The following is a 21,836-nucleotide window of genomic DNA, read 5'->3' on the forward strand; positions in this document are numbered from 1 at the left end:
CAGCTATTTAAACGGAACACTCGTGTACTGTCGTTTTTATTCTCACTACCGGGGCCGCTGGTTTACGACGATTGCAAACAAACAAATAACTATTGCGGTAGCGTTTCGCTTCTTTTTTGGCATCCGTCGCCAATGCAGCTACCTGATGGCTGTTATTACAACTTTCTAAATCAGGTCTGACTAACCCGATTGACAGTGTTAATAAAGGCACAAATTGCTTTTGGCCTTCCCTATTTGTCGCCCAATACCCCCCAGCTTCAACATGCTCAGATGTAAAAAATGCTTTCGACTGCAACTCAAACTGATTAATTATCTGATGACATAAGCGCTCAGCATCATCACCATCAAATACCACCATAAAGTCGTCTCCCCCTATATGCCCCACAAAACAGCTGCTTTGATCGCACACTTGAACCGTCACATCGGCCAATAACTTGATCACACTATCACCGCTTGCATAACCATATAAATCATTGAATTGCTTAAAATGATTTAAATCCACATAGGCCAATGAAAAGGTATTTTGTCTGCGTAAACGTTGTTCAATTGCTTCATTAATGGCTACGTTGCCTGGTAGCATAGTCAAAGGGTTTGCATGTTGAGCATGACGTATTTTTTCTTCGGTTATGTGCTTTAAAATATCTCGCAGCGGTGCAAGTCCTAGGTACTTGAGATCTCTCGTAACAATAATATGGCGTCGAATATCAAATTCTTGTTCTGTGATCTGCTGACTTACGACATCAAGCTTGGCGTTTTCATCGACAACAAGGGGCTGCTTATCCATCAGTTCAACAACCGACTTTTTAGCATACAATGCGTGACCATAAGGCGCAGCAAAAACTTCTGTCAGCTGATCTCGATGCAACAACCCAACAGGCTGTTGTTTCGCATTGATAACTGCTAGGCTCATCAGTGATTTATTCTGTTCAAACCGTTTATGAGCGTCTTTACAGCGCGTACTTTGCCCTATTGCATCTTCAATTTGCGCTAAACACCCAACCGACATCGACATTTCGTTATGATTACTTTGAGAACGTAAGTTCAATTGAGTGACTTGACTGGCTTCTAATGCACGTGGGGGTTGGCGAGCGGGTTTTGCCAACAGAAAACCTTGTGCATGCACTATGCCCAGTTTTTCGAGTAGAGTGAGCTCTTCTAACCGCTCAATACCCTCTGCAATCACTGATGTTTTAGTGACTTTTGCCAGCTCTATAATTGATTTTAAAAACTCTTTCTTAACAATACTTTGATCACAATAATCGATAAAGTATCGATCAACTTTAACAAAATCTGGACGTAATTCTGACCACTGCTTTAATCCCGAGTAACCCGCCCCTAAATCATCAATGGCAATACTAAAGCCTAATTGACGATAATGCTCGATGGTTTTGAGTAACAAAAATCCATCGTCTACTTTATCTTGCTCTGTTACTTCAATGACGACTCGATTTGCAGACAAGCCATATTTTTCAACTAAGTGTAACGTCTCACCTTTGGGGTGGCTTGGATCTAATAGCGTATTAGGGCTAACATTGATAAACAGCTTGCCTGGTAAATCCTGCTCAACAAACCGTGCGATAGCCTTTTCACGACACAACAGTTCTAATTCCGACAGTTTTCCTTGTTCACTGGCTATACAGAATAGACGCTCTGGAAACTCTAAACTCGTTCCAGAAATCCCACGACTCAAGGCTTCAAAGCCAAGAATATTCTGCTTAGAAATATCATATATTGGCTGAAATAAAGTACGCACAGCGCCCTGCTGCAATATATCTTCTAACGCTTGTAAATCAAGCAACGTTCTATTTGGCGCATTGTCCACTGAATTCAGACCAAGTTATTGAGTGATAATCGAACAAGCTACCAAGGTTGTATGACGTTTTTATTGCAACGCGCCAGTATGTCCCTATAAAGCGATATATGGCTCTGTTGTACACATAAAAAAAACCAGTGACAAAGCACTGGTTTTTTATCATCAAATAATATGTTAGTAATTATTCATCATAATCAATATCATCAGAAGATGTTTTAAAACCTTCCTTTACGAGCACTTCTAAATAAAATGACGGCTGTTCTAAACGTGCTGCTTCATCGATACACTTATTAATTTCATGTACTTTGATAACATCTGCTTGCGACTCAGTGTGACCAAATCGACAATCGAAGTCCCAATAATCAACCCCTGCTGGCAATGTCTTATTGCGCTCTCGACGAAGGTATTTCTTCACTTCATATTTGATTGCGTCAACTAAACGCGCAGGTTTCAACTTAGGGTGTGTCAAAGCAAAAGTTTTTTTCATGATGATCTCAATGTCAGGACAGTTGTTTTTACAGTCTGCCGAGTGATGGAAGTTAGTCTAACTATTTTACTGTAATTTATTGATGGTAGCGAATACTAAAAAGATATTTATATAGACAGACTTCGGTATTTTCCCCGCAAACTTAATGGACGCAGTGTTATACGCTAGTATGGCACTACGGCATCTGCAAAAAACGACATTCAGCTCCGCCTGATGTGTGACAAAATATAGGTCAATAGATTGCAGTTCACGCTAAATTACGTACACTCATTCTGTATAACATAAACAATACAAGCGAATAAAGATGCCAGGATTACCCGCTGCGAGAATCACGGATATGCATGTTTGCCCTATGGTCACCGGTATAGTGCCTCACGTTGGAGGCCCGATTTCTGGACCAAGTGTACCAAATGTATTAATTGGTAGCATGCCTGCTGCTGTAGTCGGTGACTTAGCGGTCTGTGTTGGACCTCCCGATAGTATCGTAAAAGGCAGTGTCACCGTTCTGATCAGTGGCCGACCAGCTGTAAGAATGGGCGACATGACAAGCCATGGAGGCAATATCATATTAGGGATGCCTAACGTACTGATTGGCTGATTTTTGTGCGTAGCAATGGCTGTTAAAACAGCCATTTCTTCTATTTACAACCCCAAAGTCAGATTTTGATACTCTTTCAATGGAAAACCCTTCATTGAACCGTGCCTATCAAGCCACTCGACCAAAATTTTCATCCATTGGTAACCCAACTTGAAGTTCCAGATAGGATTAAATAACGGAACATATTGCATTTGCACCAACTGAGCACGTAGCGTCCTCACATCTTGCTCACTTTCCATGATCCAAATGCGCCCATCAGGAAAATACACAACCGCTTCATAATCAATTTCATCTACCATAGGGCGGCCAGCCTCGTCGCTGTGATGCACCACCCAACCACCACTGCCGGCTTTCATGCATCCAGCATTTACCCGTACTGCAATTTCTTCCAATAGTAGGGACAAATTGCCCGTGTGTGCACCTTCCTGGCGGCCGTATTCATCATAAGTACGAATAAATCTATCACTGCCATCTACATCGCGTTGTAAGAAGTTATCTTTTTTACCGTTGGTTGCAGCCCTTACAACTTGCTGCTCTTCTTCAGAGAAAAAGCGCTCTTTAGGGAAAACCCCCCATAAGTCATAATCTCCAGTCTGAACACCTTTAAAATTAGAAGGCGCTTTAGCACCATATCCCAAAGGGTTTGTTAGCCCACACAACTGAGTGTAAGTTTGCCCTGACTCGAGCGTAATAACCTGCTTTCTGGCACCCGTGCACGCTTGAGCTAAGGCGTTATCTGGTGCATAACATACCGCCCAATCCCCGTTCCCTGGGCTATACGCTTTTGAGCCTTGTTGTAATGTGGCGACCTTAATCAAAACAAATTTATGATGCTGCCCGTCTTTTGCCGCAGCCGTAATGTTATACATATCATCACTGACTTTCTCTTCTTTGTAGTGTTTTTTCGCTCGGATCATCAATGCTGGCAACCCACTGCGACGCACTTCAGATATATACAATGGAATCGCCATCGCACCATACTTATTTATCGCCTCTGCAACTTTATTTTCTTGCCACCCAATTGCGCTGCCTCCTGTGCCTTTCTTCCCAAGCGCAGGATCGGCTAGTACAAAACCTGACATCGGACCCCAATCACATGATTTCGCTTTTACATGATAGCCCTTGGTCGCATAACCTTCATTAATCAACTGTGTGGCATAGATCCCCACTGCACGGGTTGAAACAACACAGTTTGTTTCTTCTGCAACCTTTGCAAACACTGCAGAGTGTGCCTCAGGTACACCCGCCAATAACTCTGCATTTTCACTGCCACTCTTCACAGGTTCTCCTTAATAATATGTCGAAATTGTTGTCATAAAAATCAGTGTTGTCAGCACTGGCCAAAACCATATACCAGCAATTTTTTTGTAAAGTTTGGCATTACCGCGTGTCGCTTGCGCTTTATAGTATTTGTGCGCGATAAACATGAAGATTGACGCTAAGAAATACAGCAGAAAATAGAATATTTCAAAGTACACCACTTCATCTATTTGTAAGTGTTCACGGATGCTGTAATGCGCTAGCAATATGGTAAATACAACTGCTGTAATATTGTTCCTCAAGTCGCCATATGGGGTATATGCCATACTCACAATACATGCATACAATAAGCACACCATCACCATGACTGGTAATAGCGTCGTAACAAATGGGCCTAAGAATTCGCGTTCAATGTTAATACTGTAATTAAGTTCAGGGCTAATATCTTGATTGACAAAGCTATCCATTCCAAAGTTCGTATTGTAGTTTTGAAACGTATACTTAAAGTAACTTTGCTTGAGGCGCCATTCTTCCATCACAATATCTTTAGCCATGGCAGGATTATCTCTTTTTCCTAACTTTTCATAAGCTTCTAAGTCTGGTACCAATACAATACTGCTGCCCAAATCCGCTCCTTTAAGCCTCAATACGATATTTTTATGGTCAAATGGATATTTAGAGTAATCAAATTGCTGACGCGTAATCACTGAAAAGTACCAACCAACAACCAAACCACCATCATTTAACTCTTTGCGGTATTGCTCTGTTATCGTTGATTCTATTGCTTCATTGAAGTTCACGCTGGCCGGGATCACATCGCGTTGCTTCGCCGTCAATTTTTGCCATACTAACCCCGTTAAGTGAACATTATTGGCATTTACAAACTCAATAGATTCGACATAAATACCTGTCGCCACATAGTTAGGCTCAGCAATGCGCATTTGCAACATGCGATTACGATAACTGGTCTCAAGTGCTTCTCGTTGTGCGGTTGATGTAATCACCACCGTACTGTCTTCTTCTATCGAGTTAAAGCTCCGTGCAAACTCCAGCACAGTCACGGTGCTAAAAACCAATATGAGTGACACTGAAATATTATTCTGCGTCCAATTAATTTTACGCTGGCGAGTCAATAGAAAGATAGCAAACATCAATGCCGCGGCATAACAACTGACCGCAACAATATTCATTTGCCGCCTAGCATCTTTATCCATTTCGAACATATCCGCCGACATACGTGTGATCAAAACCCAATCAGTATGGGGGATCTTGGTACACGCGGCGTAATGTTCATCATTATCCATGGTTTCGCCATTAAAAAATAAATACGTCAAATCTTTGGCAAAACAACCTTGTACTTTTTTTAAAAATTTAAACTCTGAATGTTCAGATAAACTCGCAGCATTTTCCCCTTCACGTACAAACGAAAATACCGGATGAGAAATCAAATTTTGCTGAGTCGAAAAAATAGTGCCGTAGCCACCTAAGCCAAACTTTAACTTCTTTAATGACGTTGTTAAATAATCTAAAGACACGTCGGAAGGCACCACCCCAATGGGTGCATCACCATTGCGCTGCGCCTCGACTGATGCAAAGAAAGGAACTGAGTAAGTACTCATTAACACGCTATTCTGCGGTTCGTAATAAGGCTCCGTCCAAATAGGACCTTCTTTTAATGGACGATGGTACCAACTAAACTCAATGTCCGGTTTATCATAATCCACCAAATTAAATTGACGGTCGACGCCCGTTAAGCGTTCAAAATAAGGGCTAAAATAGCGAGTGTAGCGTTCAAACTTATAGGGGTGAAACGTAACATTGAGAGAGAATAAATCCAAATTGTCATTGAACTCTTGCTCGACCATTTGTGGCACCAACTGCTTATCTTCCAAAGCTGTTATACTTTGTGCGAAATTATCTACTGCACTCATAGTCGCTGCTAACTTATCTCCCACTTGTTGGGCTGCGGAAAAAGTCTGTTGCTGCACTTGTGCCCGGATCTCACTCTGAAACCGACTATGTTTTTGATAAATAATAAAAGTACAGTACAGCGCGCTCAGCACACTAAATATAAGGCAAACAGCTAAAACTGGCGTTGCTAACTGACTACCAATACTTTTCGCCGCTTTGATACTTTCTTGGGGGCTAATCGTCATTGTTCGTTTTTACTTTCATTTAATTTAACACACTCAAAGGTCATCTACGTTTTTCGAAAACTAACTATAGTAATGCCTGTAAAAAACACCATGACCTTAATATTACATCGCATTTATACATGCTTAATGCTTTTGTCCTGCAATCACAGTATAACTGCTGTTCAATTTCTCAAGTTCCATGGCCAATGTTTGTAAAGCATTGCGCTCAGACTGAGCCGCGGCATTGAGTCGAGTCATTGCCGGCCTCCTCGGGCTGGTTCGGTGAGTTGCATCCAACTGCATTAACCATGCTTGCACTGGGTACAGTACATCACGCTGTAGAATTTCTAACCTTTGCGAAATTTGCTTTAAACACCCATCGATTGCCTGGCAGTTTTTAGGCCTTAGCATGCCTTGTGCTCGTTGCGTGAAGAATTTGAAATAAATACCAACACCTGCATCTATTGATTTTGTTATCTCATGACGGCGGCCAAATTTAACCCAAGTAAGCTTTTTCCACTGAGCAACTGAAACCGGCTGATTTTCCAAGGCATTCAATGATTCTCGTAATGATTTATTGCCAATCAGGGTGCGATTGATCATTTTAAAATCGACCCCCTGCAATGCCATTTCTAATTTTTTAATTTGCGCCAAGTAATCAAATTCCGCTGTATTTTGCTGCGCCAAAGTCTTTTTATTAAATAACTCTATTTGATCTAGCGTACTCATACCACGCTTCACAACCGTTGTGGTTTTTCCAAGCTTCTTGCGGTTAAACAATTCAACTTGATCAAGTACACTGGTGCCAGATTTAACCTCTGTCTCAACCTGCTCTAGCTCTTTTTTATTAAACCGAGTAATTTGATCTAGGACCCCAATACCCTGTTTTTCAATAGTTTTGGTTTTGCGCAACCCACTATTGTTGTGAAGCTCAATTTCATCCAATAACCCTTTACCCCGTTTAACTTCCGTATCCACTTTTTTTAACGAAGACTTATCAAATTGTCGAATGTCATCGAGTAATGAATTGGGCTTACTCAACTCAACTTTGCTTAAGGTTGATTTATCAAAGTTTTGCACTGTGAGCAAAAATGGCGCGGGTCCAACTTCATCCGATTTAGTCTTCAGTCCTTTTAAACGAATTTTTCGAGACTCTATATACTCTTGAGCCCGCTTTTTCAATGACTCAAACTCAGAGACGTGTTCAGAACAATAATCTAACCACACGGCCATATCATCATTGTCACGAACGGTGGCAAATAAAGTGGAATCAGTCGCGTTAACAATGAGATATGCTGCAATGAGTGGGTCCTTTAATAGCTCATCGGATACATAAGGGTTATATTTATTTATTTTTGATAAATGCCGATTGAGCTTGCGCGTAAAATAATACTCTTTTGCTAACACGGCTATTTTCTGAATATAAAATGCAGTTAACGTTAAAACCTTGCTTACATTACCAGGCACCATGATCCCTGACATAACTGAAAAACTATTTTCCAATGCTTTCACTAATTGTACAGCTGCGTCTCTCATTGCTAGCAAGAACTGATTATTTGCGAACGTCATCAATGCCGTTCTAAGCTGATACGTTTTACTAGCAAGCGTCATGGTTTTACTGTCTTTGTATCTTTGATAGCAGCCTTTTGCCGCTAACTTCACTGCGTCTGTGTATTCTTTTACTGACTTGCCAGCCGACACAATCGAGTTAATACCGGGTACTAAAGCAATACAAATTTCCGCAACCAAACTAATCAATAAACTACGAATACTCGCCCAACAATCACTCAAAAACTTCACAAAGTCTTCTGCAATACCTTTTAAAAATTCAAAGATAGTTTGAGCAATGTCTTTGATCCATTCATACCCTCGCTTTACCTTTGTTGCCATCACATTACCCGTTCTCATTTGCGCAGCAATAGAGTTGGCTATTTGATTAACTTCCGATGACTCACTTTGTTGCTCTTCATTATAATTAGCACGTGTTTGCCGGTCATTTTCTGTTTTTTCACGTCGTGATTCTGTAATATCTTTTTTGGCCTGTTTGACCATTTCCTTTAAATCATCTTTGTAAAGAAATTTGGCTTTACTGCCATATAATATACGTACGCAGTCACGCTTTGCTTCTTTCGCCAATAGTAAAGAAAAGTCATCAACTTGCTGATCCTCTTCGACAGGGAATAAAAAGTTATGTAATCGTTCTACTGGAAAGTTCTTATCTGATTGATTTCGTTGGCTTGAGCGCCAGCCATCTAAATTTAAATACTTGTCTTCTTTACTGATTTGCCATAAAAAGTAAGCACTTTTAAGCTCTTTAAAAAACTCAGGTGTCGGCGTACTCGAATAGGCTGCCACTTTCGAATCTACTTTTCTAAGTAATTTTCCACGGGCCGCTAACCGTATATTCGTATCAGACTTCCATGTATTTAAAATGTGTGTCGTTGCAAATGGCATAAGTACCTCTAAAAAATTACGCTCTATCAATCATAGACAATAAAATGGCAGCGTTAATAGCATGACCTACCATATTATCTGGAGGCATAACAACTGGCAGCTCTGGTGCCACAATTGAGCCAGTACCAGACCAAAATACCGCATAGCCAAGCCAGCCTATATCAACATCTAACCCTATTCGCTCTGCTAATTGCTGCGATCTTATACGCAAAGTTTCATTTGGAGATTGTAGCCAACTTTCGACACACGTGAGTAATTTCTCATGATCGCGCGTTAATTCCCCCTTTTGTTTGAGTACCCGTACGCCCCAACGAATTGCCACCATCACGGGTAAACCATGTGCAATCAACTGAATTGCATCTCTCTCTAGGTCTTTTTCACACAATACGGCAACAGCATGCTCTGGGGACCAATCCAGATCTAATACCGCGAGTGCTTCTTTAGATGCTTGATACTTTGATAAAATCTGAGCGATAGAACATTGCTTTAACTCATTGACTATATGTACGTCGATAATCTCCAAAATCATCCCACCTTTAATTAATCTTAACCAATGCACCTGTGATTTCAGTCATTGCTGCACCACTCAATTTGGCCATTGCCGTTGAAGTTACTTGCGCTCCAGCGGTACCTTCAAGTTTTGCGATTGCGGTTGACTTAACATTCGCGCCCGCCGTACCTTCCAAGTTAGCTTGTGCCGTTGCTTTGATATCAATATTTGCATTTGCACTCATTTTGGTCGATGCGCTACTTGCAGTCGTTAAATTCAAGGCTGATATTTTAGTATCTTGGCTCGACTTAAGCTCAATGTTACTTCCTTCGATTTTAATACCTGAGCTGCTAATGGTTATTTTATTACTGCCCACTTTAAGCTCAATTTGTGAGTCCCCTTCCAAGGAAATTTTATCCGCCTTTAACCCATAGTTTTTTGTCACAGTCACTGTTTGTGATTCTTCTATCGTAGTGGTTTGTGACTTTTTCACTGTTAGTGCATCTTCGGCATTAATTAACGTCGTAGCATTATTTGTCACCGTTAGATCAAAATCTTTTCCTGAGCTAATAGAGAGCTTTTCCTCACCTTTTTTATCATCGAAGCAAATTTCATGGCCCGTATCTTCTGCTAACCCTGTTTTAATACAGGATTGCGTTGCATCTTTTTGTGGGTAAGGTGGTTGCGTGCCGCCGTTATACACGCTCCCTACTACAATGGGCTGATCTATATCGCCATTGATAAAATCAACTAAGACTTCGTCACCTATCCGAGGGATAAACTGCATACCCGCTTTAGCGCCTGCTGTTTGCTGCATCACTCTGAGATAACAACTTGTCGATTTGCTATCACTCACATCCCACATAAAGTGCACTTTAATACGGCCATCTTTATCCTGATTAATTTCCCCTTTACTGTCAAAGGAACCTGCATCAGTTACCACCAACGCACTGGTTATTCCGCGTACGACAGGTTTAATAGGGAATTCAGGAGTCAGCGCCAACTTACTGTTTCTACATATAACATGGCATACATAGCTGGTATCAACCTGTGTTTGAGTGACATCAATATGGTGCTCCACTGCCAAAGTATTATATTGCCCTTGCTGCTGAGTATTTATATGATTCTCAACCGACAGAGTGTTCCCAACTATCACGACATTGGCATCTGTGATTATTTTTATATTACTGGCTTGTGCTTCTTGGGCATTATTAAGTACAGTGGCTAAAGCACTCACATCGGTAAAATCTCCGGCGTCACTATTGAGCGCATAGTGTTCAAAGCTTTTATTCGTTACCGTGGTAATACCACTATTAGACTGCTGAGCCACCGCACTTTCAGATTTCGCTTTGTCATAGTTATAACCTGATAACGACAGTGATTTTTTCGCTAAACGCTGCTGAGGTTCAAAACTTTGTATTAATAAGTTTTTAGCTGATTTAACTAATGCATGATCAAATTTTGCCAATTTATTGTCATCTAGAGGCGAAGACGCCAGTTGCACCTCTAAGGTGTGCTTTGCATCGCTTTGCGAAAAGAAAAAAATCACCCCAGCTTCGGCCATCAATCGCGTCACGAATTCGAGATCTGTTTCATCATATTGAGTACAATATTCTTTTTTCCCCGTCGGCATCGAGCCAAATTTATATAAACCTTTGAAGCCTGCATTGTCGAAAATATCAGACAAAATATCTTTGAGGGATTGCGCTTGATAAATACGATAGGTACGGCTAAATCTTAATAACCATAGCCATGACTCTAGTTTGAGGTTAAATGCACGAATATTCTCAGCATTTGCTTCTTGCTCCTCAACCTCAACAACATATGCGTGGTAATCTAGTAATTTATTAGGCCTTCCAGCAACATCTTGATACCAACTCACCGACATTGTTTCGCCCAAAGCACTCGAGACATCATCACCATCACTTACCAAATCGATATCAATTGATACCCCTTTGCATAAGGTGTCAGACACGTTGCAACGGTTGAGTCGATATTCTTTACCTTGTGCTGTCGTCGCAATCAAGTAGCTGGTTTCACCCGCAATATAGGTTTCCATAAGTGTGCTCCAGCGTCTTATTTCAGTGGCTGCGAAAAATGCAGCGGCACCGTCAATTGTGAGTAAAATAGTGGGTTAAGTAAGCTTTGTATGCTGTCGACACCACGGATAGTGACGGTGGCCCCAGCTTCTTTTTGATATGCAAACATCAACGTGTCTTTATTTGATGCAACTTGATTTTCACTCACTAAACGTAATAACCCCCAAACCCCGCGATACTCTTTTATTTGCGGCTGGTTATTTAAATCAAGCAAAGTTACCTGAATACGCTCTGTTGAAAAATCTTTTGGCCACATGCTAGAAGTTGCAACCAATGGACCATGGGTATATAGCATGTTTGTATCGCCAGAATTAAACGTAAACGAATTCAACTTTGGCGAAAGTGAGAGTGGTTGTAAAGTCACTTTCGCTTGCAATTGTTCACCTTGACCATATAGCTGGCGCTGCATCCGTTTAAATAATTTAAAAAAGGTCACAACGTTATCATTGAGCGAAATCACTGCCTTACGGTTAAAAATAGCCATCTGATATTGTTCATCCACAGCCAAAAAACGCGATAAAACCTCAGACTCAAACTTACTGACACTGCTGTCAGATGCAAAAAACAGTGCTAATGCATTTAAGCTTAAATCTTCCCCATTTGCTGCAAAAGGATAGTATGGGGCTATCGAGTCGTCATAAGGTTGTAACACCGAGTTTTGCCAGCGGCTTTGCAAATACGTTTGCACTTTCGTTCTAACATGCTGGGTTGTTTGCGCCACAGTTAAGTTAGCTAAACCTTGCATCAAACGCTCTGAATAAGGCTTTAACCACAGCCCAGAAAATGCATCGAAGTTGCTGTTTTGTTGAATTTGATTAAAGTACGTTAACCCAGGAATGACATCATCATCCGCTTGACTCATCCATTTTTTCAACGCAATCAATTGCTGTAAAAACACTTGGTATTCATCTCGCATGGTCGCTTGTTCGCCAATTAAAAGCTGGTATTGAGAAAATGACTGCTGAATTTTTTCGCTTATCTCATTATGCTCTCGCGACTGTGCAATTTCTAATTGCTTGTGCTTGTCTAGTTTTGCGCTTGCTATCTGTGCTAACTTGCCCGCTTTTGCCACCTTCACAGCCACTCTTGCAGGTGCTTGCTGTGTCACATCAACGACTGAGTTTTCCTTAGGTACGTCCACTTTGGGGATCAGTAAATAATTTCGTAACGTGCTATATAGCAGCATTAAAGGTGACTTTTCGTTTGCAGTTAATGCCGTCATCACATCTTCCAATGTGAGTGACTTTTTCAATTCAATACGTTGATAATACTGCCGCCAAAAGCGCGTGTAATCATTAATATAACTATACTTCAAATAATTCCCGATGCGTGTCAGCTCCCTTTCACTCGGTGGCACTTGAAATAATCCATGATTTTTTTCTACTAACTGCTGCATAAACACGGATTCAGGCACAAATGACAATTTCTGCATAGCCTCCGGGGTATATAACGCAGGTACCAAAAAGCTCGATTGCTCACCCTGAATCTCAAATAAAATGGTATTTTTTAACTCATCTCCTAACAGGGCCTTACGTATATCGATAAGCCGAGTAAACTCAGGAAGTTGTTTAACATACTTGTACATCAATTGATTGGTATCTTGCAGTGCCAATTGGCTATCCACAATCGCCAATAACTCATCATTCGTATCAACACCTTGATAACCTAAGTCATAAAAATCATTGAGTAACGCTATAAAGTCACCTGTTTGTACTTCATCCATTACGCCACTTTCTAGCAGTGACATAGCAACGTAATTCAGTACAATTTGTTTATTTTCTCGTTTCGAAAAAGATAAATAAACATCTTTTACATTAATCACTTTGAGGTAATCTTCTAGTTCAAGATAAACAAATAACTCCTCTTCCAAGTATTTTTTCAAACTCGGTTCAATCGCTAATAACAGCTGACTTTTATACAAGGTTTGATAATGTTCGGCACGTTCTATCGAAGTAAAAATGCCTAATACATACCACGGTTGGGAGCTTTGTGCCTGATTGAATTTTACATACGCCGTTCTCAACAAAGTGAGAGGCTCAATAATGCTAGAGGGCTCATCTATATTAAATGCGGATTTATCAAGATTATCTTTATAATCACGATGTACTTGTCTAAATTCACTGTGAAGTACCTCGTTATATAAATAAGCTTGCCAGCCAACCCAACTGGCCAAAGTTAGTATGGCTGTGCCCACAAAAATCATCGCAGCTTGTTTAATACCATGTTTCCACATTTGCCAATGATTTGCGGGCGCCCCGTGAGATGAAGGCAATACGTAGGCTGCAAATGTTTTTGTTAATTGCGCCTTAGGCTTTAAATTTGACTCTTGCACGACTGGCAGTAATGTTTGATTAATCTCAATAAGCGCATGAGCCGTCGCCAAATTGACACGTTGAGTCGCAGTCTCTGATTCAACCAAATGGAAACTTTCAAGCTGAAACGGCACCGCTAAACCATTAAAGTCTAATAACTCGTCAACAAAGCCTGAGACAGCTAATTTTAAGTATTGAAGTTGCATAGGTCCAAGCAGCTGCTTGCGTTTAAAGTCTTCATCTAATTGCAGTGAAACTTGGTGCACATTACTGGTAAATAAACGTTTAAACAGCTCATCGTACGCCTGTGATAATTCGCCGCTTAGGTTTTGGTTATTACCCTTTAAGAAGAATGATAACTCACTTAAATCACGTTGCTCATGTAAAGATTCGGCAATACCATCTAACTTATTCACACCACACAAAAACAAGTGTAAAGGAATTTTATACCCGGTTAATAAATAAAGTGATTCTAACTGTGCTTTCACATCTGCGATATGTGCCTGCTTTGCCTTTTGAGCACGCTGAATTAAGCTAAATGCGTCATTCAGTAAGAGCATGCCATTAAGTGGCTGCTTCGCCCGTATATGCGTCAACCAAGATAAAAAATGTGCGCGTTCCGCTTTATGGCTCGATTTAACATGCCAAATTAATGCCCCCTGCACATGATAAACCGCAATATTCGACGGCATGTTAGCAAGCGTTACACGATTAAACTGCGCGAATGTATCTGTAATACTCTCCTCTGATGCTGCAAGGTACCATGCGGTATCATAAATATTAGGACTGAGTTTTATTTTCTTTTCGATACGCCTATATAGCTGTGAATATTGTTTGAATCGACTACTACGGGTATATCGTCTCCCCACAAACGCACGCAAAGCGGGGAAAAAATAACTTGTTATACCTAACAGTATAATAAGTGCACTCACCCAATACATCATACTGCCATAGTTAAACCAACCATTGAGCCCCGCTAGCACAATACCAATAACAACTAACACACCTGCGAGAACTATTCGTAACATGACTCGACTCATTGATATTTCTTAATATAAGGAATGATTTTGCAAAACTCAGTAAAGTAATCACTTACTGTTTTTGCCTGTGCGAAACCGCGTGTAATAACACCAACAAGTTGGCGTTCCTGCTGCTCAATGATCTGTAAAGGATACTGTGAGTTTGCGCATGTTTTTTGTAAATTCTCTGCACGCTGGCGGTTCTTAAACGCCCCAATCTGCACTAAATATCTAACTATTTGTGCAGCGGATGCTGTGTCTATGGGCGCTTCATTGAACTCCGCCGTTGCAAGCTCAAGAGGGTCACTTTTAAGTGCTTTTGATGGCCCAAGAGCTGAAGTGGTGACTTCGTTATTTACTGTTGCCACAGCGCCTATTGCTGATTGCTCATATTTCGCCTGTTCAAAAAACTGGGTATTCTCCATAAACATCTTCGGTGGCTGTAACTTTTTCAGATGTTGATAAGTATCATCAGCCATTACTTGATACTCTAAATTTTGCTGTTGGTACATTTCACCTAAATAATGATTGTAACTAAATAAACTTGTTAACAATATCAGCAGCATGGTTAGCCAAAAATAAAGTGGCTTAATCCCTTTAAACAAACCAAACCGCCTACGAAACACCCTGACTTTACGCGGTTGTTCTTCAGCATAAATCTTAAACGCACCGAGTTCAGATAATGCGTAATTTATCTCTGCGATAATTTGTTTTAACTGAGCACCATGGTGGTTGTGATACTTCCCTTTAAACCCCAGTTGTAAAATAACGTAACACACTTTCAGAAGTGCTAAATGCTTTTTAGGAAAGCCCATCAATTGCTTAATAAGATTAAAGAATGTCTCGCCGCTATTGCGAACTCCAAACAACTGGCTTACCAACGTTTTATTTTGCCATTGCGTGGTATCGAGTGTACTTTCATAACTGACACGTTCATCAAAGTAGGCCGCCCAAATAAAGCACAGCTTATCAAGTAATGCAGGCGAAACCTCCAACTCGTGTCCACGTTGTTTTATATTTTTTAACTCTAGTACTAAGTGCGCTCGATAATTATCAAGTGACACGGGATCATCAAGTGACTTGATCGCATCAATCATTGGCATCAAAGGTAGGCTCAAGCGCATTAGCTCTTCACCTTGCCACGAAAATTCGCTCAACAAGTCTTTAAGTGCGGCATTTCTCTCATCAACGAGAGAGAATTGATTGACGGTATAACTGGCTGTATTCATATTAATTGATCATAAATAGTTTAACGTCATCAACATGAATGCGCGCATCAATATGTAACGCTAACATTTCTTTATTTTCGATAATTTGCAGCCATAGTGCATCTTCCACATCAACCTCAAAATACGTGGCATCTGCTTGTTCTTTCAACTCTGCCGGTGGGAAGGGTAACGCTTTAACCATGACGCCCTGAGTTGCATTTTTTATACAGTTAACAATGCTCTTATTCCCTGCCAGCTTAAATCCTGTTTTAAACACCTCTTTAGAGATATACCCTTGCGATGCAATCACCGCAATAACAATACGCTGAGATTGCAATACATCGGCCTGTTTCACTTTTGCCAGTAACATTCTACGACTATCAAATAACGATTTATCCCAAAAGTACTCAACCACGTTCTGTTGCTGAGTAATAGACAGTTTGTCTTTTATGCACGACAACACACCGTGAAACTGTTTGAAAAGGTTTTCAAATGTTAAAGGCGTCCAAGGTAAGCGCTGCTCATACTCCACACTCAATAGTGCCGCCTCAAATTGCTTTAACTCAAAGAAGAAACGTCCTAATTTATAATGCTGAGTCTTTTGAGTCGCTTCAAGCCAAGGCAGCCAATGATAAATAGTGCTGAGTAATTGCTGCTCCTTAAATAAAGCAGCATTGCTTTGCGTTTCTACAGCCGTATTTAAGCGCAGTAACAATTGGTTTGCTTTGGCGTTCGCCAACGTTTCTAATTCTTTAACCCGTTCAAGTAAAATATCAGCAGCACCAATACTCAAACTATCAGGAATAAATGAGCGGTCAATAATCACCGCACCATTACCATCTACTTCTAGTACTTTGCCAACCGCTAACTTTACAAAGCCATCCAAGTTATCTTGTTCCAGCTTTAACGTTGCGTTAAGCGAAGCCGTTTCAACTTCAATTTCTTCTTGTTCATTAGAAGTGAAATCATAGATTTTTGTGAAAGCTGTTTTATAACGTGAGGTGGTCGAATTATTTTCAAAGCTGTTATTGCCACCTAATAGCGCAGGGACCACAAGGTATACCATTTGATCAACGCTCCCTGGTGGGATACTCATTGCGATTTCTTTGGCTATTTTGAAATATTGACCATCAGGTAATATACCTTCACATGCACGTATAGAAAACTGCCCAAGCTGTAACAGTGATTCATTAATACTGAGCTGTGTTAATCCACAATGGGGTGCAAACTCACTGGTTGTGAGTGCACTATAGCGTTGTGTGATCCCTTCGAGGTGGGCTTCCATTTGTTGAAAATGCTGAGGGTATAAAAATGCCCCTTCACGCCATACAATCTTGTTGCTCAAATTAAGCTCCCCAACTAAATAAGTTGTCTAACAGGCTTTTCTCTGGGATTTCATTAAACTTGACACCCGTACCATTGATCCCAAGCCAGACTACCGTTTCTTCAGATACATCTTCAGGTAATTCAATCACTGCCTTAGTTGCCCCAGCTTGATACTGGGTAAACTCAACCAGCACAGCCAAATATCTAACCCCAGGTAATAACTTCACCGTAATATCTTCACTGGTGTTTGGCATCACGGGATACAAACGCTTCTTCTCAATCAATTGTTCGGACAACACTTGTGTGTCGCCATTAAACAACGTAATAAAATTACTTTGTAAAAAGCGTTCTTTCTTGGCGAGTTGGTAAATACGTACCGCAACTGGATTTGCCGTATTATTCGCCCAATTAAGTTGTTCATTGGTTTCTAAGCGCAACTTAATCGGCAATGAATACCGTTGCAGCGCGTCGCCACTTGAACAACTTACAAGTAACAAGCATGAGAGTATTAATATTATTTTTGCATGCATTCAATTAATAACGCTTTAAACTGACGTTTAAAATGCCCTTCTTTAATTTTTCTTTGATAATAACTTTTATAAGCATTCCAATGTTTTGAACTCAACATTGAAGGCGGTCCAACCATTTCGTCAATTAATTGTGGGTCAAACTCTTTCACAAACTCATCAACCACATCATCCATCATCATGAGCAATTGTTTTTGCTGTTGCCATGGGTTTTGCGTTACGGCAATAAGTTGATCTAACTTCTGTTCAATAACACGCTGACTACTGTCTTTGCTTACTGGCAAGTCTATGCTTTCTGAGCGTGGCAGTTCCGAGAAATCGTCGTTGACACTTTTATCACGTGTGAAAGCTTGGTCTAATTCATTTTCTAAATCGGCAAAAATATTGCTCGCATCAAACTCAATGTCATCAACGCTTTCAAATAAATGTGCTTGTGCATCATTTTGCGTGACTTCACCTTGGTCATGCGTTATTTCATTGTCATTCGAAAATAGCAATGTATATCCATTGAATGTAATCACATCACCATCAGATAATAGCGCCGATGAATTAGCAAGCTGAGCACGGCCGTTCATTTTCACCCCTTCAATTAAAGCGATGAGTTTGTACTGCGCTGAGTCCTTGTCCACTAAGACCTTAATCAACTGCTCACTCTCATCCTCACTGGCATCGATAGCCGGCAAAATAAGATCGCATTCAATTGAGCTGCCCAATACCACTCCTTGCTCAGATATCGTTGCCATACGTGACAGAAGACGGATATCGTCAGGGCACTCTGTTACTTGTAAAATCGCCGTATTCATTTACTGACTTCCACTATTAGGCACAATACAATTCGATACTGCGGTATTAAATGCATCTAAAAAAGTTGGCCTGTCATTTAAAAATGCCTTTGAAAAAAGCACCCCCAGATCAATTGTTCCATGTTCTGTGCGTGAAAAAACCGTATCTTGCAAACGTAATTTTGCTATTTCATGTTCAAACTCATGCTCATCTAACAAAATAGCATCGACCTCATGACTTAATAGTAACTGCACTAACGCACGTGCATTACGAGGCTTCATTCTCACATTATAACTTTTGCGTTTCAAATCAAGCCATTCATCAGAACCAAATTCCGCTGCAACTTTATATCGCTGATATAATGGATTCGTGGTCTCAATATCAATTTTGTTACCCGCGAAGTACCAGTAAAGATGCTTTGCTGCAACAGCAACTGATACCTGACCGAACTCACTACGGGCTTCACTTTGCGCTACCGCAAAAATACCATCCAGATTACCGGTTCTCAAACGCAATTCAACATCAACCCAATCACTAAATTCGGCTCTATATGGTGTTTCCAATCGGTTAAACGCACATTTAATTTGTCGGATCACAGTCCCTTTTACGCTGCCATTCTCAATGTAATGATATGGATAAGCATCATGCGTTGCCAAACGCAGTAGATCTTTCGCCACTGCGCGCTCGCTCATAGCTGCCATGCCTACAATCAATGCTAATTGTACTATGTATTTCAGCATGAACACGTTAACTTATCGATAAATCAAAACCGCTTGTATCAGCGTGGCCACAAATATCGACCGTCGAAATAACTTCACCTTGGCTTATTTTTTCAATACAACGCTCAGCCAACAAAGGCATTAAATGACGATTAATAATTTGTTCAATCGCTCTACCACCTATCGTAGGTTCATTCCCTTTAGTGACAACATAATCCACAAACTGTTGATCATACTGAAGTGTCGCCTCATATGTTTCCTTAAGCTTATTCGCAACCCGCTGTAACGATATTTCAGTGATCTGCGCTAATTCTTGTTCATTAAGTGGGTAATAAGGAATGATATTGCAACGTCCTAAAAATGCAGGTTTAAAGAATTCTTGTAATGCTGGTCGAACATTATCAACCAATGAAATCATATCAGGGCGATCTGCTTGGTCATTGCAGTAATCAACAATCGCACTATCTGCGGCATTTGACGTCATGATGATCAGGGTATTACGAAAATCAATGTTGCGCCCTTCACTGTCTTGAATACAGCCTTTATCAAAAATTTGATAAAAAATATCATGTACGCTTGGGTGCGCTTTTTCCATTTCATCAAGCAACAAAACGCAGTATGGGTTGCGACGAATGGCTTCCGTTAGCACACCGCCTTTTCCATAACCAACATAACCCGCAGGTGAACCTAACAACATAGATACTTTATGGGCTTCTTTAAATTCCGTCATATTAATGATGGTCATGTCCTGCTCACCACCAAATAGCTGATCGGCCAAAGTCAAAGCGGTTTCTGATTTACCAACCCCGCTTGGTCCGCACATCAAAAAGACGCCAACTGGTTTGCGCTTATCTGTTAACCCTGCTCGTGACACCCGAATACTCTTTGCCAGTTCATTCATGGCATGTGATTGGCCTATTATCCGCTGATGCAAGGAATCTTCTAATGATAGTAACTTGGCGACTTCATCTTTTAGCAAATTACCAACTGGGATCCCGGTCCAGGCCCCTATTACTTCGGCGATCGTTTGTTCATCAACAATCGCATGGATCATCGGATCTTCGCCTTGCAAAGACTTTAACTGCGCCAGTAGCTCCGCAAAATCCCCCTGCGCCTCACCCTTTTGAATTTCAGCTAGTTGCTTCGCAAGTACTTTCTCCTTATCCCATTGCGTTGTTAAATCCACTAACTGTTGCTCAAACCCTATTTTAGAGTGTTCTTTTTCAACAATCGCCTGTTGCTGATTCGAGAGCATATCATCTTCTTTGTTCAACGAAACAATCTCATTTTCTAAATAGCGAATGCGCTGTTCAACAGATTCAATTTGTGCCGGCTTAGCACTTTGCGTCAATGCAATACGCGCACAAGATGTGTCTAAAATACTAATGGCTTTGTCTGGTAACTTTCGACTGGGTAAATAACGGATAGATAAATTGACCGCTGCTTCTAGGGCCGCTTCTGTAATAAATACATTATGGTGTGATTTTAGAGACTCGGCGACACCACGCAGCATTTGTAATGCATCTTCTTCATTAGGTTCATCTATTTTCACGACTTGAAAACGACGAGTTAATGCGGGATCTTTTTCAAAATACTTTTTGTATTCTTCCCACGTTGTGGCCGCTAAAGTTCGAAATTCACCTCGTGCAAGGGCTGGCTTTAATAAATTTGCTGCATCATTCTGTCCTTCAGCACCACCCGCTCCAATAAGTGTATGCGCTTCATCAATAAACACGACAATAGGCACTTCAGAGGTTTTCACTTCGTTTATCACATCCTTAAGTCGATTTTCAAATTCTCCTTTAACACTTGCCCCAGCCTGTAATAAACCAAGATCAAGGGTATGAATTTGTACACCCGCCAGTACCGCTGGCACTTCATTATTCGCTATTTTCTGTGCAAGTCCCTCCACAACAGCTGTCTTACCAACGCCTGGCTCCCCCACAAAAATCGGATTATTTTGACGTTTTCGACACAAAATATCGATCGCTTGACGCACTTCCTCTGACCGGCCAGAAATAATATCCAATTCACCATTTTTCGCCGCTTCCGTTAAGTTAACCGTAAATTTATCTAACGCGCCAGTGACCACCGCAGCCGGAGCACTGCCAGCGCTTTTGCCCTTCGTCGTCACGGCCAATGTCTTTATATGTTCTTTTAAACTTTCCAGTGACACATTTTTCAACGCTTTGAAGTCTTTATTATTAAATGCCAACGGGTCTGGCTGTAAAATACTTAATAATAAATGTAAGCCTGCAACGCTGTTATGAGAAAACTCTACAGATGCAACTAACCATGCTGATTTAACGGTTTCAATTAATTCTGGGCTAATTGTTGGTTGCCCTGAATGTACTTTCTCTAATTTATTAATTTTCTGTTCTAGCTCTTGTAAAAACCCAGCAATATCGACCTTTTGTGATTCTAGAAACTGTTGTAATTTAGGGTCTCGCCCTTGTAAAAGCGACATCAACCAATGCTCAACTTCAATCGCGCCAACTTGCGACTTCATTGCATCTGCAGCCGCATATTCAAGCGCATTTTTTAAATTGCCATCTAAATATGAAATTAACTTTGAAATAGATACTTGTGACATACGATTCCCTCTA

The 21,836-nt window shown here is 40.7% G+C and carries 15 protein-coding genes; 1 reads left to right on the forward strand and 14 read right to left on the reverse strand.

Features of this window, described 5'->3' with window-relative positions; translation table 11 throughout:
- Window positions 1-7: 7 nt before the first annotated feature.
- Together J8M01_RS01395 and J8M01_RS01400 are read right to left on the reverse strand one after the other, a co-directional pair.
- Complete coding sequence (locus J8M01_RS01395; RefSeq protein WP_211056764.1) at window positions 8-1,822, reverse strand: bifunctional diguanylate cyclase/phosphodiesterase; 1,815 nt, start codon at window positions 1,820-1,822, stop codon at window positions 8-10.
- Between the two features lie 172 nt (window positions 1,823-1,994).
- Window positions 1,995-2,300, reverse strand: coding sequence for a DUF6172 family protein (locus J8M01_RS01400; RefSeq protein ID WP_211056765.1), 306 nt, complete (start codon window positions 2,298-2,300; stop codon window positions 1,995-1,997).
- A 304-nt stretch (window positions 2,301-2,604) separates the two neighbouring features.
- Here J8M01_RS01400 and J8M01_RS01405 point away from each other — a divergent pair, with 304 nt between their 5' ends.
- Entirely contained in the window at window positions 2,605-2,898 is a 294-nt protein-coding gene (locus J8M01_RS01405; protein ID WP_192508840.1) for a PAAR domain-containing protein, read from the forward strand.
- A gap of 44 nt (window positions 2,899-2,942) precedes the next feature.
- On the opposite strand, the gene J8M01_RS01410 is transcribed toward J8M01_RS01405, so the two are convergent.
- The 12 genes from J8M01_RS01410 to tssH all read right to left on the reverse strand — a co-directional run bounded on the left by J8M01_RS01410 (window position 2,943) and on the right by tssH (window position 21,823).
- Window positions 2,943-4,178 (reverse strand): anthrax toxin-like adenylyl cyclase domain-containing protein, encoded by a 1,236-nt coding sequence (locus tag J8M01_RS01410; protein WP_210995721.1) that lies wholly within the window; start codon window positions 4,176-4,178, stop codon window positions 2,943-2,945.
- Window positions 4,179-4,187: 9 nt separating this feature from the next.
- Window positions 4,188-6,314, reverse strand: a complete 2,127-nt coding sequence (locus J8M01_RS01415; protein ID WP_211056766.1) for a Cache 3/Cache 2 fusion domain-containing protein — start codon at window positions 6,312-6,314, stop codon at window positions 4,188-4,190.
- A gap of 123 nt (window positions 6,315-6,437) precedes the next feature.
- A complete protein-coding gene (locus J8M01_RS01420) occupies window positions 6,438-8,747 on the reverse strand; it encodes a hypothetical protein (RefSeq protein ID WP_211056767.1) in 2,310 nt (769 codons plus the stop codon).
- Between the two features lie 16 nt (window positions 8,748-8,763).
- Window positions 8,764-9,306, reverse strand: a complete 543-nt coding sequence (locus tag J8M01_RS01425; RefSeq protein ID WP_348772704.1) for a hypothetical protein — start codon at window positions 9,304-9,306, stop codon at window positions 8,764-8,766.
- Window positions 9,284-11,296: a type VI secretion system tip protein TssI/VgrG gene (tssI, locus tag J8M01_RS01430; protein ID WP_211056768.1), complete on the reverse strand. Its 2,013-nt coding sequence runs from the start codon at window positions 11,294-11,296 to the stop codon at window positions 9,284-9,286. The genes J8M01_RS01425 and tssI overlap by 23 nt, the downstream gene beginning before the upstream one ends.
- Window positions 11,297-11,313: 17 nt before the next feature.
- A complete protein-coding gene (locus J8M01_RS01435) occupies window positions 11,314-14,676 on the reverse strand; it encodes a type VI secretion protein IcmF/TssM N-terminal domain-containing protein (RefSeq protein WP_211056769.1) in 3,363 nt (1,120 codons plus the stop codon).
- Between the two features lie 8 nt (window positions 14,677-14,684).
- Window positions 14,685-15,896 (reverse strand): DotU family type IV/VI secretion system protein, encoded by a 1,212-nt coding sequence (locus J8M01_RS01440; RefSeq protein WP_211056770.1) that lies wholly within the window; start codon window positions 15,894-15,896, stop codon window positions 14,685-14,687.
- 1 nt (window position 15,897) lies between these two features.
- Window positions 15,898-17,220 carry a type VI secretion system baseplate subunit TssK gene (gene tssK / locus J8M01_RS01445; protein ID WP_192508848.1) on the reverse strand — a complete coding sequence of 441 codons (1,323 nt, stop codon included), beginning with the start codon at window positions 17,218-17,220 and terminating at the stop codon, window positions 15,898-15,900.
- A 1-nt stretch (window position 17,221) separates the two neighbouring features.
- A complete protein-coding gene (tssJ, locus tag J8M01_RS01450; protein WP_192508849.1) occupies window positions 17,222-17,731 on the reverse strand; it encodes a type VI secretion system lipoprotein TssJ in 510 nt (169 codons plus the stop codon).
- Window positions 17,716-18,531, reverse strand: coding sequence for a hypothetical protein (locus J8M01_RS01455; RefSeq protein ID WP_210995729.1), 816 nt, complete (start codon window positions 18,529-18,531; stop codon window positions 17,716-17,718). The genes tssJ and J8M01_RS01455 overlap by 16 nt, the downstream gene beginning before the upstream one ends.
- A complete protein-coding gene (locus J8M01_RS01460) occupies window positions 18,532-19,212 on the reverse strand; it encodes a transporter substrate-binding domain-containing protein (RefSeq protein WP_247670928.1) in 681 nt (226 codons plus the stop codon).
- Between the two features lie 46 nt (window positions 19,213-19,258).
- The gene (gene tssH / locus J8M01_RS01465) at window positions 19,259-21,823 is read right to left on the reverse strand and encodes a type VI secretion system ATPase TssH (RefSeq protein ID WP_192508852.1); all 2,565 of its coding nucleotides are present in this window, start codon (window positions 21,821-21,823) and stop codon (window positions 19,259-19,261) included.
- Between the last annotated feature and the right edge of the window lie 13 nt (window positions 21,824-21,836).

This window comes from Pseudoalteromonas sp. MMG005, assembly GCF_018101015.1.
In the GTDB taxonomy this organism is placed as follows: Bacteria; Pseudomonadota; Gammaproteobacteria; order Enterobacterales; family Alteromonadaceae; genus Pseudoalteromonas; species Pseudoalteromonas aurantia.